Consider the following 17,738-nt stretch of genomic DNA (forward strand, 5'->3'; position numbering starts at 1 on the left):
GGATTTGTCGACAGTCTGAAGCGTCCCGCTGAGGGACGCTTTTTTCTTATTTATTAAACATCGATGAACTATGCAATGGCTGGATTTTTGCTTTAGGATCAATGAAAGCTTTTGCATTATTAACGGCAGTTGGTGCTTCACCAAAGCCACAAGCAATTAATTTTACTTTTCCGTCATAGGTGCAAATATCGCCCGCAGCATAAATGCCAGGTATGTTGGTTTCCATTTTCGAATTTACGACAATGGAATTCTTTTCGATTTCTAGACCCCATTCCTTAATTGGTCCAAGGGATGAGACAAAACCATAGTTACAAATAACAGCATCCACATCGAGTGCTACTTTCTCTTCACCATTAACCGTTTCAAGGACTACCTGCTTAATTCCACCGTCATCACCAATAAGTTCGGCAGGAACATAAGGTGTCTTCACATCTACTTTTGAGTTAAACAAGTTTTCGACACTATGTTCGTGAGCACGGAATTTATCTCTGCGGTGAACAATGGATACTTTCTCAGCAATAGGCTCAAGCATTAGTGCCCAGTCAACGGCAGAATCTCCGCCACCAAAAACCACAACTTTTTGACCAGCAAACTGATTTAGATCCTCAATAAAGTAGTAGAGATTTTTCCGTTCATATTGGGCAGCGCTTTCTAGCTCTAAACGACGCGGTTGAAAAGCACCATTTCCAGCGGTAATTATAATTGTTTTTGAATAGTGAACTTCCTTATTTGTTGTTAATTTGAACGTACCATCTTCTTGCTTTTCTAACTTTTCAACAGATTGCTCAAGTGCAACTGTAGGTTCGAATTTGCGCATTTGTTCTTTTAAGTTATTTATCAATTCTTGTGCACGGATTTTTGGAAAACCTGCCACATCATAAATATATTTTTCCGGGTAAAGCGCTGATAATTGACCGCCTAGCTGTGGTAAGCTCTCAATGATTTTCACGGATGCTTGTCTCATTCCTCCGTAAAAGGCGGTAAATAAACCGGTAGGGCCGCCACCGATGATTGTAATGTCATAAATTTTTTGATTCTCCTGCACTCCGTATCCCCCCAACTTGTAGTTAGAAACTCCACTCACTATAATATCATAAAATAAAAAATTCTCACATCATTATAAAGGTAATATTCGCAATAGAAACAATATTTAAAACAAGGACTAAAAGATAACAGGAGATGCAATTCCTTATCTATTAAAGTTAATTAATTTATAAAAATTGCTTGATAATCCTGTGAAAGTAGCATAAGATGTATTGAGGATAGATTGTTAAATTTTTGTGACATAAAAAGCACATTTTTATGACGATCATAGGAAAATATTTACTTTCTTAGCATAATAAACCTCTGCGAAAATCGATATCCAAACCAAGTAGTTCGTTTTTTTTAGACTCATACGTGAATTATATCACATACATTTTTCTATTATTCAAAATAAAAACGGTTAAAGCAGTGGAAGCTAAGAAAAAGAGAGTTTATTCAAAAAAAATAAAAGGTGGAAGTGATCACTTTGAGAAAGCCTAAAATTGTTATTCTCGGTGCTGGTTATGGTGGACTAATGACAACAGTTCGCTTACAAAAATTAATCGGCGTTAATGAAGCGGATATTGTATTAGTGAATAAAAATGACTACCATTATGAAACCACATGGCTCCATGAAGCTTCTGCAGGTACGTTACATCATGATCGTGTTCGTTATGATATACGTGATGTGATTGATCGCAGTAAAGTGGATTTTGTTCAAGATACAGTAGTAGAAATAAACAAAGAAGAAAAAAAGGTTATTTTAGAAAAAGGTGAAGTCAACTATGACTACCTTGTTATTGCTCTTGGCGGTGAGCCAGAAACGTTTGGTATTAAAGGATTAAAAGAATTTGCATTTGGAATCTCTAATGTGAATTCTTCACGTCAATTGCGCGAACATATTGAATACCAATTTGCCACCTACAATATGGAAGAAGTGAAGAACGACAATCGCTTGTCTATTGTTGTTGGTGGTGCTGGATTTACAGGAATCGAGTTCTTAGGTGAATTAACAAACAGAATACCAGAACTATGCCATGAATATGATGTCGATTCCCATAAAGTAAAAATTATTTGTGTTGAAGCTGCACCAACCGTACTCCCTGGTTTTGACCCAGAATTAGTGAATTACGCCGTTTCACAATTGGAACGAAAAGGTGTCGAATTCTTAATTGGAACAGCGATTAAGGAATGCACGGAAGAAGGAATTTTTGTAGCAAAAGGTGATGAGGAACCGCGTGAGATTAAGGCTGGTACCGTCGTTTGGGCCGCTGGAATTCGCGGGAACTCGATTGTTGAAAAATCAGGTTTCGAAGCAATGCGAGGCAGGGTAAAAGTTCAGCCGGACCTTCGTGTTCCTGGCTTTGAGGATGTCTTCATGATTGGTGACAGCTCACTCATGATTAATGAGGAGATTAATCGTCCTTATCCTCCGACCGCTCAAATTGCTATGCAGCAAGGCGAAGTTTGTGCCCGTAATATAGCGGCCCTAGTTCGCAATAAAGCTGAGTTAGAAACTTTTACGTTTGACAATAAAGGGACTGTTTGCTCCCTTGGTGAAGATGATGCGATCGGTGTTGTTTTTGGTAAAAAAATAACTGGTGCCAAGGCATCCTTCATGAAAAAAGTAGTCGATAATCGCTCTTTATACATGATTGGCGGCGCAGGTCTTGTATTGAAAAAAGGGAAGTTTAATGTTTTTTAAAAATATTTTAATGCGAAAGGGACAGAGAAATCTGTCCCTTTTTGATATGATTGAACAAATGAATTCTTTGTTAGGGGGAGTTTGGGTGAGCAATCGTGAAAAACGCGGGAAGGTTTGGTTGGCTGTTGCTGGGGTGGTAAAGTCTAAAGATGGACAATGGCTTGTCGTGAAGAAAAGATATGGCGGTTTAAAAGGAAAATGGTCATTGCCAGCAGGCTTTGTTGAGATGGGGGAAACTGCGGATGAAGCAGTCATTCGGGAAGTCAAGGAAGAAACCGGTATTCAATGTCAGGTCAAGGGGTTCATCGGATTGAGAACCGGTGTTATTAAAGGCGAAATCAGTGATAATTTACTCCATTTCCTGCTTGAACCGATAGAAGTGGGTGAGGTTATCCATCAGGAAAACGAACTCTTTGAAGCGAGATTTATGTCTCCAGAAGAACTGCTGCTCGAGAAAGACGCATCGATTATTCTCCAATACCTGATAAAAAATGATATTTCCTTTTCGAAGCCAGGTACTAGTGACCTGAACCCTGGTGATCAATTCGGGTATACAGCCTATAAATTATTTTTATAATTTTTAGAAAATTTAAGGAAAACTTAGTAAATGAAAGAATACTTAATGTGTATCCGTTTTCTTTGGGCGATTCGCACAAATTCAGACCTTTCTATTTTAGCCAATCCTTGATATATTATCAGAAAATTAAGTTAATTTTTAAGGAGATGATGGACAATGACAGTTAAGAGTTTGGATTCAAAAACCTGTGATTATTGCTCTGGGAAAGGCTATTTTCAACTAGTACTAGGCGGATCAGAAACCTGTACGTGCTGTAATGGAACAGGCAAGAAAAAAGAATAAGGCTTTTTACCTTTTCTGTATCAGTTGGATAACGAGCCATAACTGCTTCTTCGAGACTTTCGAGGGGCTTTTTTTTCTTAAGGAAAGTATTGCCTTGCAAAAATAATTCGTTTATATTGACTCCCTTTTCGACATTAAGTACACTAAATGTTGATGTATAAGGGGGAATCTCGGATGCAAATGAGCATTGTGGTCTTAATCATTTCGATTTTATTATTCTTTGTTTTATTTTTTGGAATTGGATTTATCTTAAATATGCTTCTAAGAATGTCATGGGTTATGGCAGTAGTTTATCCGATTGTGGCAATTTTTATTGTAGATAAAGTAAGGTTTAGTGAATATTTTACAAATAGTAAAATGGCCTTTAACGAGTTGGGCCACAGGTTTACTTCGCTAGCAACTGCAGATATTCTTATCTTAATAAGTGGACTTGCTGGTGCAGTCGCAGCTGGTTTTACAATCAAGCTTTTACGAAAAAATGGATACCAAATGTTTTAAGACTTTTAATAAATGAATACCAGATGATATTAGACTTTTACCTCTAGGTAAGGGTCTTTTTTTGGGAACAAGGATTTAAGGAATAGAAAAATCAGTTCTAAAAATTTTCCCCCTCCTTTTTTGAATAATTTCCTCTAGCTTGGGAATGAATATTTTGGGAGGAGTGAAAAATTTTATGAATAAAATGAAAAATTGGACTAGGCGTTTTGCGATGGTGTGTCTTTTCTTGATGGCAATATTAGCGACCTTCCAATCTATTTCCGGAGTAAATGCCGAGTTGCTCATTAAGCAATTTGCATCGGTTATCTCAACCACTGAAACCGTTGCTGGAACCTCACGTTCCTTAGAAGACGAAATTGATTGGTCAAAATATCCTAAGCTAACTGTTACAGCCACTGGTTATACTGCGGGAGTAGAATCAACAGGAAAGAGTAAAGGTCATCCGGAATACGGGATTACCTACTCAGGAGTAAAGGTTAAACGTGATTTATTTTCAACGATCGCAGCAGATTTATCTGTTTTTCCGATTGGAACGATTCTCTTTATCCCTGGATACGGGTATGGGGTTGTAGCTGATAAAGGCGGGGCTATTAAAGGGAATGAACTAGACCTTTATTATGAAACGGTAGATGATGTTTATAATAAATGGGGGAAAAAGAAGTTAGATATTTATGTCGTCGAAAAAGGCAATGGGAAACTGACAGAGCAAACACTTAAATCATTAAATGAAGATAAATCGATGCAAGTTTTTCGCGGGCAGTACATTAGCTCGGAGAAACGATAGAAGCAGGCTGCTGGCCTGTTTTTTATTTTAATATAATTGTAAGATAATTAGTTAGTCGAAATAAATGCGGTTACTCGTTATAATAAAAATACAATATTATGGAGGTGAAGTAGTTTGTTTGATGTTAAAAAGGAAATAGACCTATCTACTGAGCATGAGGGTTTAATCATTGGTCTTTTTGATAAACCAGAAAAATTTTCAGGATTATTGACAAGTCTTGATCATCGGTTCGAAGGCCAGCTTACAAACCTAGTAAAATCGGGTGATTTATCGGCCAAGTTAAAAAGTATCAGTAAAGTACATAGCTTTGGTAAAATCGGCGCAAAAAGAATTTGGTTTGTTGGTTTAGGGAAAGAAAAGGATTTAACCTTCGATAAACTAAAAGAAGCGTTTGGTAGGCTTTTTAAGGAAATACAAAAGAGTAAACTTGAGGAAACCGCTGTTTATTTAGATTCCTTTACAGCAGTGGAAGTAAATGGTTTAGATGCCTCACATGCGTTGAGTGAAGCACTTTCTCTTTCCACTTACCAATTTGAAGGCTACAAACAAAAATCGAACGAGCCTGAGAAAAAACTCGGGCATGTGACGATTTATTGTGATAAATATGAGGAAGATGAAGTGGAAGCATCACTAACTGTAGGGTTTGCGTTTGGAAAAGCAACGAATTCGGCGAGAACACTTGTTAACCTCCCAGGCAATATGTTGACAGCAACAGTTATGGCTAATTATGCCAAAGACCTTGCTGTAAGGTATGATTTCGAAGTGGAAATCTTAGATAAAGCAGAGATCGAAAAGCTCGGTATGGGAGCCTTCCTTGCAGTTAACCAAGGGTCCACAGAGCCGCCAAAAATGATTGTCCTGAAATATCAAGGAAAAGACGAATGGAAAGATGTCATCGGCCTCGTCGGAAAAGGGATTACCTTTGATACAGGCGGTTACTCTATTAAAACAAAAGCTGGAATTGTTGGGATGAAAACGGACATGGGCGGAGCAGCAGCAGTGCTAGGGGCAATGGAAATCATCGGCGAGACCCAGCCAGAGCAAAACGTGGTCGCTGTCATTCCATCCACAGATAATATGATTAACGGTCATGCCTTTAAACCTGATGACGTCATTACCTCGATGAGCGGTAAAACCATTGAGGTTTTAAATACAGATGCAGAAGGCCGCCTTGTGTTAGCTGATGCAGTTACCTATGCCAAGCATCACGGCGCAGATTACCTGGTAGATGTGGCAACTTTAACCGGTGGAGTGATAACAGCTCTTGGCCTCCATACTACTGGAGCAATGACTAACCATGACCAATTATATCAACAGGTGTTAGAAGCTTCGGTGGAAGCTGGTGAGCAGATGTGGCAGCTGCCATTATTTGAAACGGAGATCGAGCGGGTAAGAAACAGTAAAGTCGCCGATTTAAATAATTCCCCAGGCAGTGAAGGCCATGCGCTTGTTGCTGGGGCGTTTATCGGTGAATTTGCCGAAGGAACACCGTGGGTACACTTAGATATCGCAGGGACGGCAACCTCTTCCAAGGCATATGATTTAGGTCCAGCCGGGGCAACAGGAGTCATGACCCGGACACTTGCCTTATTTGTAGAACGGTTTAAACCAATTGAGAAATAATTACTGGTACTGTCCTCATGACCACCTCATGAGGACAGTTTTAGCTTTCGGATGCAGATATTTGTCCGCGTGACCACCTCATGAGGACAGTTTTAGCTTTCGGATGGAGATATTTGTCCTCATGAACACCTCATGAGGCCAGTTTTAGCTTTCAGATGGAGATATTTGTCCTCATGAACACCTCATGAGGACTGCTTTCGGATACAGATATTTGTCCTCATGAACGCCTTACTAAGGAAATCCAATATGAATCTCGGGGGCTCTTTTGCCCACTCCAAACCCCTTCACTTCGCATATGAAATAGTGTAGGCAAGTATAGAGGAAAGGAGGTTTGCTGCATGTACCCTTATTATCGGAACCCACAGCAGGGACAGGATCATAGATTTATTGGCTTTGGTTTTGGTTTGCCATTGATTGGGGGCTTTCTAGGTGGACTATTAGGAGGCGCGTTAATTAGCCGGCCATTTTATGGAGGTTATGGATATCCTGGCTTTTATCCACCACCCCCACCGCCAGTAGGCTACCCAGGAGCTTTTTATCCAGGCTATGGTGCCCCGTATTATTATTAAATGAGAAAAAACAGCTCTTGGGCTGTTTTTTTATGTAGAGAACTATAATTAAAAGGAAAATAAGAAAATAAAGCGAATAGATTAAATAGACAACATTTTACATATTGGAGGAATAGAAATGATTGAAAACACATTATTAAAATCTCTTGGGATTGAGATTACCAAAATCGAAAAAGGGAAGGTCATTGCGACAATGCCCGTGGATGAACGGACCCGCCAGCCATTTGGATTACTGCACGGAGGAGCATCTGTTGCTTTAGCAGAAACGGTTGCCAGTGTAGGGGCATATGAGCTGGTTGATAAAGAAGTAGAGGCTGTTGCGGGGCAAGAGATTAATGCCAATCATGTCCGTCCCAAAACGGAAGGGGTTGTAACTGCAGTAGGTACTGTACTTCATCAAGGGAAATCAACTCAGGTATGGGATATTAAAATTACCGATGAGAAAGATCGCCTTGTTTGCGTGTCTAGATGTACAATGGCAGTCATTAAGTTAAAAAGATAAAAACATGTATGCCAGGTTTCTAAATAAGGATGGAGTCATTCCCATTCTTTTTTATATTGATGAAAAATTTAAAAAATTAACTTTAATTTCATGTTATAATGTAAGAAATAAAAAAATAGAAAAAAAGCACAATTTTTTGTACAGGTTTCTTTATATAATGTATTAAGAAGAAACGTAAAGGTGGTGAAATTGATGAGAGCAAGGCGGCAATATTTGTTTATCGATTTTGAGTTTACAATGCCTGAACGAAATGTACGAATGAAGGACTTTTATGCAGAAATTATCGAGGTTGGAATAGTTGCAGTCGTTGATGACCAAGTGACGGAACAGTTTTCTTCCTTTGTGACTCCACTTAAATTCCCAAAACTTACGGAACGATGTAAATCCTTTTTACATATTTCCCAGCAGCAGGTAGACAAGGGTTTATCTATTTTTGAACTTGTAAAAAAATTGGAGGAGTTCAATAAGCATAATTATGAAACAACCATTGTTACATGGGGAAATATGGATATGAAGGTCCTTCGGCATAATTGCTTAAAGGCAGGGGTTGCTTTTCCGCTCAAGGCTGCTGAATTAGATCTTTCCATGGAATATAAACGCTTTTTTGGTGACCAAAATCAAACTGGCCTCTGGAAAGCTGTACAGGAATATGGGAAAGAAGGGACAGGCAGGCATCACCGAGCACTTGATGATGCGTTGACTACCTTTAATATATTCAAGCTCGTTGAAAAGGATAAACGTTATTTAGAGAAACCAGAACCAACGACAATTGGTGATCGGATTGATTTCTCAAAGTTATTAAGCGAATTCGCATAAAAGGCCAAATCATTCAAACTGATTTGGCCTTTAGCATTTTTATAATTTATAATCTTTTTCTAGCGATTCTAATGCCTTTAAGCTCATCGCAGCCCATTCTGAAGATGTCTCTGCTAGTTCCTTTTTCATAATGGCTACTGCCTCTTTTAAGGACTCCAAATAGTCTGGAACTTCATTTTCGAAGGCCTTAACCATTTTGTATGGAATATTCGCTTGCTCACGATAGCTGAGCGCTTTTCTCTCATGAAAAATAAGTACATCAGCTTCTTTCGGATTATGTAAATCTCCTTGCATCGGATGTTTAAGTACTGCGAGGATTCTTACTAAATAATGCTGTGGGCGTACTTCTGTTATTTCTCCGATATATTTTCCTGTTTTATAAATGGCTGTTACGATTTCACCGATTTGGAATTCTGACACAACAAACACCCCTTTCGCTTTTCCTCTTTCATTTTAATATGAAACATAGTAAATTAAAAACATTGTGAGGAAATTATTTCGGTTAAAGTGAAAAAAATGGAGGAATGATATATGAGAAAGAATTTGCAAATCTTGTTTACATTATTGACGATTGTTTTAGTATTGGCCGCATGTGGGACAAGCACAAAGAAAGAAGAATCCACACCGAAAACGACGACACCAAAAACGGAACAGAAGGAAGGGGACCAACAAGTGACAAATGAAGGCTTTCCTCAACTTTCAACCGAGGTTTCCGATGATGAAAAGCTCGTTGAAATGGAAACGTCGATGGGAACCATTAAAATCAAATTATTCCCTGAGCATGCACCAAAAGCGGTTGAAAACTTTGTAAAACATAGTGAAGAAGGTTATTATGATGGACTAATTTTTCACAGGGTCATAAAGGATTTCATGATTCAGGGCGGGGATCCGAACGGGAACGGAACAGGCGGAGCGAGCATTTATGGGAAGCCTTTTGAAGATGAGTTTTCAAAGAATCTATATAATCTCCGCGGTGCCTTATCCATGGCTAATTCGGGCAGCAACACAAATGGGAGTCAGTTTTTTATTGTACAAAGCTCTTCACTTGATCCAGCAATGAAAGAACAAATGGAAAAGGCTGGTTATCCAAAAGAAATTATTGAAGCTTATAATAAAAACGGCGGTACACCATGGCTGGATCATCGTCATACGGTTTTTGGCCAGGTGATTGATGGCATGGATATCGTTGATAAAATTGCCAACATCTCAGTTGGTGCCCAAGATAAACCCAAAAAAGATGTTATTATTAAAGAGATTAAGGTTTTACAATAAAGAAAGGTCATCGGATTGAAAAGTGGATTGAAACGTTTTTTGTTGCTATAATTAATTTTTAGAGCAGTTCCTTGATAGAAAGGAAGAAGAAAATGTTTCAACCATTGGTACTTTCCTTATTTTTATACTTTCCAGAAGATAAATCAGAATATATTCCTGCTGCCATTACATTTGTGATTTTTTTAATTGGAGCCTTTCTTACGATGAAAATAATTATTTCAGTCTCGAAACGGGAGGCCCAAAAAGCAAAAGAATTAGAAGAACAATTAAAAAATCAGCATCCTCCACAAAGGAACAGTTAACAAATAGCTGTTCCTTTTTCCTTTATCCCTTCATTGGATAAAGGAGGGTAAGATTGTCCATACTAAGGGCAAATTGGCTAGTGTGGGGGTATACATATGAAAAAAAGCTGGTTGATCATTCCGCTGCTCATTCTTACAGGTTGTACTGAAAAGGAAATTAGAAAGATTGATGTAGAAATGTATAATGCGGTGGGAGATTCGCTAGGTAAAGTTAAGTTAGCTGAGCAAGCTAGTGGTGTGAAATTATCAGTGGATTTAAAGGGCCTTCCAGCTGGGGAACATGCAATTCATATTCATGACAGTGGGAAATGTGAGGCTCCAGATTTTAAATCTGCAGGGAACCATTTTAACCCTGAGAATAAGGAACATGGGCTACTCCATCCTAAAGGTGCCCATGCAGGGGATCTGCCTAATTTAATCGTCGAGGATGATGGGTCAGTTAAGGCAGACTTAATGGCACCCAATGTCACCTTAAAAGATGGAAAAACTTCATTGTTTACAAAAGAAGGAACCACGATTGTGGTTGATGAAGGAAAAGATGATGGCATGACACCACCTGCAGGAGATTCTGGTAAACGGATTGCTTGCGGTGAAATTACTAAAAATAAAAAAGCAGGTCAAAAGAATGCTCAGGATGAGAAATAATAAAATTTTAATGGCTATCACCGAAATGTGATAGTCTTTTTTTTTCAACATCATGGTTTTTATTTTGAGAAATTTTCTTCTATATAGGTAGTAATCTAAACTTATCCTAAAAGTGGACATACACTAGCATGGAGACAGTTTAGGAGGCGAAAGTAATGGAAAAAAGGCAATTCTCTGGAGGATTTCCGGGACAACCTGGTTACCAACAAATGGGAGGATATCAACAATCAGGCTATCCACAAATGGGAGGATATCAACAATCAGGCTATCCACAAATGGGAGGATATCAACAATCAGGCTATCCACAAATGGGAGGATACCAACAACCGGGCTATCCACATATGATGGGTGGATACCATCACGGATTCCCACATCAAGGGTTCCCGCAAATGAAGGGAGGACAACAAACAGGATTCCCTCAAGGCATGGGCGGTTTCCCGCAACTGATGGGAGGACAACAAACAGGATCCCCTCAAGGCATGGGAGGGTTCCCGCAAATGATGGGAGGACAACAAACAGGATCCCCTCAAGGCATGGGAGGGTTTCCGCAAATGATGGGAGGACAACAAACAGGATCCCCTCAAGGCATGGGCGGATTACCGCAACTGATGGGCGGACAACAGCATACTGGTTTCTCTCAAGGCATGGGCGGCTCCCAGCAAAGTGGACAAAAACCACCAACTAAACCCACGCAGCGTAAAGAAAAGAAATAACAAATAAGAAATAATATGGTTAGAGAAAACTGTTCCTTCATAACCGAGGGAACAGTTTTCTTATAACTTGATTTATTTTCCTTTTTTCATGACAATGTGTTTATAAATAAATGTTTAATACATAGGAGTGCACAACAAAAATGGAGAATAAATTGTATTATCAGGACGCATATATAAAAGCCTTTACAGCGTTGGTGTTAAAACAAGAGCAAGACTCAACTGGAAATTGGTACGTGGTTTTGAATCAGACCGCTTTTTATCCAACTGGTGGCGGACAGCCATACGACTTAGGAACCCTTGCTGATCAAAACGTAATAAATGTTGAAGAAATCGATGGGGAAATTCGTCATTATCTTGTGGGGCCATTACAAGGGATAGGGCAGGAAGTATCTGGTATCATTTCTTGGGAAAGACGCTATGATCATATGCAGCAGCACGCTGGACAGCATATTTTATCTGCGGCCTTTGACCAGTTATTCGAGTTCAAGACCGTCGGCTTCCATTTGGGTGCGGAATTGCTCACGATTGATTTAGAGACAGAAAATCTAACCCAGCACCAAGTTCAAAAAGCAGAAGAACTTGCGAATCAGATCATCCTTGAAAACAGGCCGATCGAGATTAAATGGGTGTCTGAAGAAGAGTTGTCTCAATTTACACTACGAAAAGAAACCAAGGTCAAAGAGGATATTCGCCTTGTTATTATTCCAGATTTTGATTATAACGGCTGCGGTGGCACGCATCCAAAGGCAACTGGTGAGGTTAGCGCAATAAAAGTATTGGATTGGGAAAGGCAAAAGAAAAAAGTGCGAGTCCAATTTGTTTGTGGAAACCGAGTGCTTAAGCAGCTTGGTCAAAAACAAAAGGTGCTGCTAGAATTAACAAAGATTCTTAATGCACCAGAAAAAGAAATGGAACAAGCTGCCCTTCGTCTCCTTGAAAATAATAAAACGTTAGAAAAAGCCCTGGAACAAACTCAGGAAAACCTTCTCCATTATGAGGCGCAAGACTTACTTGGAAAAAGTAATCCGCATGAGCAGAAACTCGTCAGTGAAGTATTTCAAAACAGATCGCTTCAAGATCTGCAAAAGCTTGCCCGAATCATCACTGCGGAAGATGAAACAGCAATCGTTTACTTTGTTTCACAAACTGAAAATCGGCTGCAGCTAGTTTGTGCGCGGGGGGCATCCGGAACGGAAAGTATGAAGAAAGTAATCGCCAAGGCGCTTCCCCTTATAAACGGAAAGGGCGGTGGAAATGATTCCTTTACCCAGGGTGGCGGTGAAGCCCTGATGTCAGGGGAGCAAATGCTGCAGCATATATTGGAAACAGCACAATAGTCCCACAACAAAACATAGGCCTCCATTCCAAGGAGGCCCAATGCAATCAAAGCTATTACACCTCCCTATTTAAAAAGTATACAGGCTTGACCCCAGGGCAATATAAAAGTGCCTATTTAACCAAAGGTAAGGATGGACTTGAAGTAAATTATTAGTTTGAAAGGGTGAAGTTAGTGGGGTTTTTAGATGGATTGATGGGTAACGCATCCGAGGTAAATGCCGCTGATGTACAGCGGGAATTTGGAAAAGTGCTTTCACCGAATGAGCGTATTGATAAAGCGTACAAGTTAATTCGTGACATGTTTATTTTTACCAATAAACGTTTGATTTTAGTGGATAAACAGGGTCTAACGGGTAAAAAGGTTGAATACCATTCCATTCCCTATAAAAGCATTACACATTTCAGCATTGAAACTGCGGGTAACTTTGATTTAGATGCGGAACTGAAAATATGGATTTCTGGAAATGCCCTGCCATTACAAAAACAATTTAACAAGAACTTGAACATCTACGAGCTTCAAAGTGTTCTAGCTGAGTATGTTCTTAAGTAAGTGAAACGGTGTATTATGGTATACTATTTAAAAGCAAAAATTAGGAGTAAAAGCATATGAGAAAAGAGCTTCAAATAAATTTGCAATATGTTGACGTATTAAATGAGTGGGACCCATTCCAATTGAACAACGGAGGATATGAAACAGAAATCGCTGATACGATCCAAGCGATTCATGAACTTGATGCCTCGGATGAGTTGGCCAAAAAAATACAAAGCATTTATGAATTTTCATTTGAAAAGGTAATACCAATGGAAAAATGTCTGAAAGTAGCAAAAGTATTACTAGCTATTAAAGCAAATGATTCTTGTTCCATTTAGCAATTTAGGAAAAAAAAAGGGACATACCATTATTGGATGTCCACTTCAAAAAAGGGGGGAATACTAGAAAGCCTTATGATATAGAGGTTTTCCAGTATTCCCTTTTTTTATACAGTCGTGAAAAGAAAAAACAGATTATTTTACCATAAGGATCGTTGCATCAAAAAAATAAGTTGAATATGTTATTGTTTTAATAACTCTGCAGCTGGGAGATCTAAAACAGTAGATAACTTTAACAGTGTCTGCGTACTTGGAATTTGTTCGCCAGATTCGTATTTCTCAATTGTCTGTGATCCAACTCTGATTTTTTGTGCCAGCTCCTCTTGAGACATGTTGAGCATTTCGCGGGCATTTTTAATGGTTTGGCCGATTGTATTCATTTGGTTCACCTCTCCTTTAAAAATAGATTTCCTCACTATTAGTGTATCACGTTTGGTATATCTTTCTCCTGCACAACTTGAACATTATGTTAAGATTTTCGAATGAGCCCTTTTATATTTAATATTTTTTGATTAAAGGCATTCTTTGTGATATAATATTATAATGCATATATAATGGATAAAATAATTAATCACTTAGGAGTGTTTTCATGTCAGAAAAGATCGAAACTGGAAGTATATTAACAGGTAAAGTTACAGGAATTCAACCATATGGAGCGTTTGTTGCGCTTGACGATAATACCCAAGGCCTTGTGCATATTTCTGAAATTACACATGGTTACGTGAAAGATATTAATGACCACCTTAAAGTAGGCGATGAAGTTAAGGTTAAAGTATTATCTGTAGATGAAGGTGCAGGCAAGATTGGTCTGTCCATCCGTGCTACTGAAGAAGCACCTGTTCAACAACAGGCTGCTCCAAAAGCAAAGAAGCCTCGTAAACGCCAAGCAGCTGCGATTATTCCAGATGTGGAAGGTCAACAAGGCTTTAACACATTAAAAGATAAGCTCCAAGAATGGATTGACCAGTCACAACGTGAAGATTTAATTAAAAAATAGATATTAAAAAAAGCCTAGTCCAAATGCTATGATTTAGCAGCGGACCAGGCTTTTTTTTAAGCCACAAATTATACATAAAGTTTTTCATAAATAAAAGTTTTGATGAAGTGTTCATTCTTTTTTCAAGCTCGGCTACAATAGAACTATATATACATATCCCAGCTTTGAAATGGAGGAAATTTCATTATGACAAGAAACGTTAATTCGAATGAATTAATCGCAAAAACGGAGAAATACGGTGCGAATAACTATCATCCATTGCCAATTGTCATCACTCGTGCAGAGGGTGTTTGGGTAGAAGATCCTGAAGGCAATAAATATATGGACATGCTTAGTGCTTATTCTGCGGTAAACCAAGGGCATCGTCACCCAAAAATTATTCAAGCCTTAAAGGATCAAGCAGATAAGGTTACGTTAACTTCGCGTGCTTTTCATAATGACCAGCTGGGCCCATGGTATGAAAAAGTTTGTCAATTAACGAATAAAGAAATGGTGCTGCCAATGAACACAGGGGCGGAAGCAGTGGAAACGGCTGTGAAAACGGCGCGACGTTGGAGCTATGATGTTAAAGGTGTGGCAGAGAACCAAGCAGAAATTATTGCATGTATTGGAAACTTTCACGGCAGGACCATGACGGCAGTCTCCTTATCATCTGATGATGAATATAAACGCGGATTTGGACCAATGCTGCCAGGAATCAAACTTATTCCTTATGGTGATTTGGAGGCATTAAAAGCTGCGATTACGCCTAATACTGCAGCGTTTTTAATTGAACCCATTCAAGGTGAAGCTGGGATTGTCATTCCGCCTGAAGGCTTTATGAAGGCGGCCTTTGATTTATGTAAGGAAAATAATATTCTGTTTATTGCTGACGAAATTCAAGCAGGTTTGGCCCGAACAGGTAAAATGTTCGCCTGCGAGTGGGAAGGGATCGAACCTGACATGTATATCCTCGGTAAAGCACTTGGCGGCGGTGTGTTCCCCATTTCGTGTGTTGTTGCAAATAAAGATATTTTGGGTGTTTTTAATCCAGGATCGCACGGTTCTACCTTTGGTGGAAATCCGATAGCATGTGCGGTTTCGATTGCTGCACTTGAAGTGCTAATGGATGAAAAACTTGCTGAAAAATCCCTTGAACTTGGTGATTATTTTCTCAGTATATTAAAAGAAATTAATAATCCGTTAATCAAAGATGTTCGCGGCCGCGGCTTATTTATTGGTGTTGAACTAACGGCACCGGCCCGCAAATATTGTGAACAATTAAAGGACAAAGGTCTACTGTGTAAGGAGACACATGACACGGTGATTCGTTTTGCGCCGCCGCTGGTGATCAGTAAAGAAGAATTGGATTGGGCGATAGAAAGGATAAAAAACGTTCTAGGATAATGGACTACTAACTAGGGGTGCCAAAATGGGGATTTATGATGTAACGAGTAGTGAAGATGAAAAGGATATAGAGAAATTGAACCTACTCACATCAACACAGATTGTTATACATGATGCATTAAAAAAAATAGGCTATAACCAAGAAATGTACGAATTATTAAAAGAACCGTTAAGAATGTCCGATGTTAGAATTCCTGTTCGGATGGATGATGGTTCTACAAAAATTTTTAGCGGGTTTAGGGCACAGCATAATGATGCGGTTGGACCGACCATGGGTGGTGTCCGCTTTCATCCTCAAGTGACTGCTAATGAAGTAAAGGCATTATCGATGTGGATGAGTTTAAAATGCGGAATTGCTGACTTGCCTTTTGGCGGGGGAAAAGGAGCGATTCTTTGTAACCCCCGAACGATGTCATTCGGTGAGCTTGAGCGATTAAGCAGAGGTTATGTGCGTGCGATCAGTCAAATTGTCGGACCTACAAAGGATATTCCGGCACCCGATATGTATACAAATTCTCAGATTATGGCCTGGATGATGGATGAATACAGCCGTCTTCGCCAATTTGGCTCTTCCGGTTTTATTACAGGCAAGCCACTTGTACTTGGAGGTTCTGAAGGGCGGGAAAAGGCTGGGGCAAAGGGAGTAACCATTTGTATTGAAGAAGCGGCCAAAAAACGCGGAATGAAGGTAAAAGGAGCCCGTGTGATTGTCCAAGGATTTGGGAATGCTGGCAGCTATATCGCTAAATTTATGCATGATGCGGGAGCAATCGTGGTGGGAATATCCGATGTTTATGGTGCCCTCTATAACCCTGATGGTCTAAATATTAATTATCTCTTGGACCGCCGAGACAGCTTTGGTACGGTGACTTCGCTTTTTGAGGGGACAATCACTAACAAAGAATTACTAGAGCAGGAATGTGATGTGTTGGTCCCTGCAGCGATTTCAAATCAGATTACAGCTGAAAATGCCTCTAACATCAAAGCAGGAATTGTCGTAGAAGCGGCAAATGGACCGACGACGCTGGAGGCAACGAATATTCTTACAGACCGGGGGATTCTGCTCGTTCCAGATGTTTTGGCCGGTGCTGGAGGAGTTACAGTCTCCTATTTTGAATGGGTTCAAAATAAGCAGGGGTTATATTGGAGTGAAGATGAGGTGGAAGTTAAATTACGTACCAAGCTTATCAAATCGTTTCATGACATTTATCATCTTTCGCAAACTAGCAACGTCAATATGCGATTAGCCGCATATATGGTTGGTGTAAGAAAAATGGCGGAGGCCTCCCTGTTTAGAGGATGGGTATAAAAAAAATCCTTGCATTATTCAAGATGCAGGGTTCCGTTTTGAGGTGCTTTTCTGAAATATAAAGCCGAAATGACAAAAGTTTAGACATAGCAATTGGTATATTAAAACGTAAAAACTCTCCGCATATTGGTGAGTTTTCTTTATAAGGCCGATGAAGACCAAATCCCTTGGGAAAAACAGAGAAATAGGTCTTCATAAAGGCGATGAAGACCAAATCCCTTCGGAAAATCAAAGAAAGCGGTCTTCATAAAGGCGATGAGGACTAAATCCCTTTGGAAAAACAGAGAAAGTGGTCTTCATAAAGGCGATGAAGACTAAATCCCTTTGGAAAAACAGAGAAAGTGGTCTTCATAAAGGCGATGAAGACTAAATCCCTTTGGAAAAACAGAGAAAGTGGTCTTCATAAAGCGAAGAAGGCCAAATCTCTTCGAAAAAATAGTGGAAATAGTCTTTATAGCAAATGCCATTTGTTCCATCAACCCGAACCGCTTAGCAATTAAAAAACATTAAAATTGACAGCTTAATCG

Annotated in this window: 21 protein-coding genes and 1 pseudogene; 19 read left to right on the forward strand and 3 right to left on the reverse strand. The window is 39.3% G+C overall.

Features of this window, described 5'->3' with window-relative positions:
- Nucleotides 1-46: 46 nt before the first annotated feature.
- Nucleotides 47-1,045, reverse strand: coding sequence for an NAD(P)/FAD-dependent oxidoreductase (locus tag J7E77_RS13225; RefSeq protein WP_214714944.1), 999 nt, complete (start codon nucleotides 1,043-1,045; stop codon nucleotides 47-49).
- Between the two features lie 465 nt (nucleotides 1,046-1,510).
- On the opposite strand from J7E77_RS13225, the gene J7E77_RS13230 reads away from it, so the two are divergent.
- The 9 genes from J7E77_RS13230 to kapD all read left to right on the forward strand — a co-directional run bounded on the left by J7E77_RS13230 (nucleotide 1,511) and on the right by kapD (nucleotide 8,379).
- A complete protein-coding gene (locus J7E77_RS13230) occupies nucleotides 1,511-2,728 on the forward strand; it encodes an NAD(P)/FAD-dependent oxidoreductase (protein ID WP_168245577.1) in 1,218 nt (405 codons plus the stop codon).
- 58 nt (nucleotides 2,729-2,786) lie between these two features.
- The gene (locus J7E77_RS13235) at nucleotides 2,787-3,305 is read left to right on the forward strand and encodes an NUDIX domain-containing protein (RefSeq protein WP_214715036.1); all 519 of its coding nucleotides are present in this window, start codon (nucleotides 2,787-2,789) and stop codon (nucleotides 3,303-3,305) included.
- Between the two features lie 156 nt (nucleotides 3,306-3,461).
- A complete protein-coding gene (locus J7E77_RS13240) occupies nucleotides 3,462-3,587 on the forward strand; it encodes a YuiA family protein (RefSeq protein WP_168245575.1) in 126 nt (41 codons plus the stop codon).
- Between the two features lie 174 nt (nucleotides 3,588-3,761).
- Nucleotides 3,762-4,085, forward strand: a complete 324-nt coding sequence (locus tag J7E77_RS13245; RefSeq protein WP_214714945.1) for a YuiB family protein — start codon at nucleotides 3,762-3,764, stop codon at nucleotides 4,083-4,085.
- 175 nt (nucleotides 4,086-4,260) lie between these two features.
- A complete protein-coding gene (locus J7E77_RS13250) occupies nucleotides 4,261-4,869 on the forward strand; it encodes a 3D domain-containing protein (protein ID WP_214714946.1) in 609 nt (202 codons plus the stop codon).
- A gap of 114 nt (nucleotides 4,870-4,983) precedes the next feature.
- The gene (locus tag J7E77_RS13255; RefSeq protein ID WP_214714947.1) at nucleotides 4,984-6,492 is read left to right on the forward strand and encodes a leucyl aminopeptidase; all 1,509 of its coding nucleotides are present in this window, start codon (nucleotides 4,984-4,986) and stop codon (nucleotides 6,490-6,492) included.
- 338 nt (nucleotides 6,493-6,830) lie between these two features.
- Nucleotides 6,831-7,061: a hypothetical protein gene (locus J7E77_RS13260; RefSeq protein WP_214714948.1), complete on the forward strand. Its 231-nt coding sequence runs from the start codon at nucleotides 6,831-6,833 to the stop codon at nucleotides 7,059-7,061.
- Between the two features lie 118 nt (nucleotides 7,062-7,179).
- Nucleotides 7,180-7,563: a hotdog fold thioesterase gene (locus J7E77_RS13265; RefSeq protein WP_214714950.1), complete on the forward strand. Its 384-nt coding sequence runs from the start codon at nucleotides 7,180-7,182 to the stop codon at nucleotides 7,561-7,563.
- Between the two features lie 192 nt (nucleotides 7,564-7,755).
- A complete protein-coding gene (gene kapD / locus J7E77_RS13270) occupies nucleotides 7,756-8,379 on the forward strand; it encodes a 3'-5' exonuclease KapD (RefSeq protein ID WP_088089465.1) in 624 nt (207 codons plus the stop codon).
- A 39-nt stretch (nucleotides 8,380-8,418) separates the two neighbouring features.
- On the opposite strand, the gene kapB is transcribed toward kapD, so the two are convergent.
- Nucleotides 8,419-8,799 (reverse strand): kinase-associated lipoprotein KapB, encoded by a 381-nt coding sequence (gene kapB, locus J7E77_RS13275; RefSeq protein WP_214714952.1) that lies wholly within the window; start codon nucleotides 8,797-8,799, stop codon nucleotides 8,419-8,421.
- A gap of 111 nt (nucleotides 8,800-8,910) precedes the next feature.
- On the opposite strand from kapB, the gene J7E77_RS13280 reads away from it, so the two are divergent.
- The 7 genes from J7E77_RS13280 (at nucleotide 8,911) to J7E77_RS13310 (ending at nucleotide 13,519) form a co-directional block, all read left to right on the forward strand.
- Entirely contained in the window at nucleotides 8,911-9,651 is a 741-nt protein-coding gene (locus J7E77_RS13280) for a peptidylprolyl isomerase (RefSeq protein ID WP_214714954.1), read from the forward strand.
- Between the two features lie 92 nt (nucleotides 9,652-9,743).
- A complete protein-coding gene (locus J7E77_RS13285) occupies nucleotides 9,744-9,953 on the forward strand; it encodes a hypothetical protein (RefSeq protein WP_214714955.1) in 210 nt (69 codons plus the stop codon).
- Between the two features lie 96 nt (nucleotides 9,954-10,049).
- On the forward strand, nucleotides 10,050-10,598 hold the full coding sequence (locus J7E77_RS13290; protein ID WP_214714956.1) for a superoxide dismutase family protein: 549 nt from the start codon (nucleotides 10,050-10,052) through the stop codon (nucleotides 10,596-10,598).
- A gap of 155 nt (nucleotides 10,599-10,753) precedes the next feature.
- Nucleotides 10,754-11,311, forward strand: coding sequence for a hypothetical protein (locus tag J7E77_RS13295; RefSeq protein WP_214714957.1), 558 nt, complete (start codon nucleotides 10,754-10,756; stop codon nucleotides 11,309-11,311).
- A 140-nt stretch (nucleotides 11,312-11,451) separates the two neighbouring features.
- Nucleotides 11,452-12,648 carry an alanyl-tRNA editing protein gene (locus J7E77_RS13300; protein WP_214714958.1) on the forward strand — a complete coding sequence of 399 codons (1,197 nt, stop codon included), beginning with the start codon at nucleotides 11,452-11,454 and terminating at the stop codon, nucleotides 12,646-12,648.
- 173 nt (nucleotides 12,649-12,821) lie between these two features.
- The gene (locus tag J7E77_RS13305; protein WP_088089458.1) at nucleotides 12,822-13,199 is read left to right on the forward strand and encodes a PH domain-containing protein; all 378 of its coding nucleotides are present in this window, start codon (nucleotides 12,822-12,824) and stop codon (nucleotides 13,197-13,199) included.
- Between the two features lie 56 nt (nucleotides 13,200-13,255).
- Entirely contained in the window at nucleotides 13,256-13,519 is a 264-nt protein-coding gene (locus J7E77_RS13310) for a DUF1871 family protein (protein WP_214714959.1), read from the forward strand.
- Nucleotides 13,520-13,704: 185 nt separating this feature from the next.
- Here J7E77_RS13310 and J7E77_RS13315 read toward each other — a convergent pair.
- Nucleotides 13,705-13,971: pseudogene (locus tag J7E77_RS13315) on the reverse strand (helix-turn-helix domain-containing protein); the annotation flags it as partial.
- A gap of 137 nt (nucleotides 13,972-14,108) precedes the next feature.
- Here J7E77_RS13315 and yugI point away from each other — a divergent pair.
- The 3 genes from yugI (at nucleotide 14,109) to J7E77_RS13330 (ending at nucleotide 17,211) form a co-directional block, all read left to right on the forward strand.
- Nucleotides 14,109-14,516: a S1 domain-containing post-transcriptional regulator GSP13 gene (yugI, locus tag J7E77_RS13320; RefSeq protein WP_214714961.1), complete on the forward strand. Its 408-nt coding sequence runs from the start codon at nucleotides 14,109-14,111 to the stop codon at nucleotides 14,514-14,516.
- Nucleotides 14,517-14,702: 186 nt separating this feature from the next.
- A complete protein-coding gene (locus J7E77_RS13325; RefSeq protein WP_214714963.1) occupies nucleotides 14,703-15,902 on the forward strand; it encodes an ornithine--oxo-acid transaminase in 1,200 nt (399 codons plus the stop codon).
- 25 nt (nucleotides 15,903-15,927) lie between these two features.
- Nucleotides 15,928-17,211, forward strand: a complete 1,284-nt coding sequence (locus J7E77_RS13330) for a Glu/Leu/Phe/Val family dehydrogenase (RefSeq protein WP_214714964.1) — start codon at nucleotides 15,928-15,930, stop codon at nucleotides 17,209-17,211.
- Nucleotides 17,212-17,738: the final 527 nt, after the last annotated feature.

This window comes from Bacillus sp. ISL-77, from assembly GCF_018613105.1.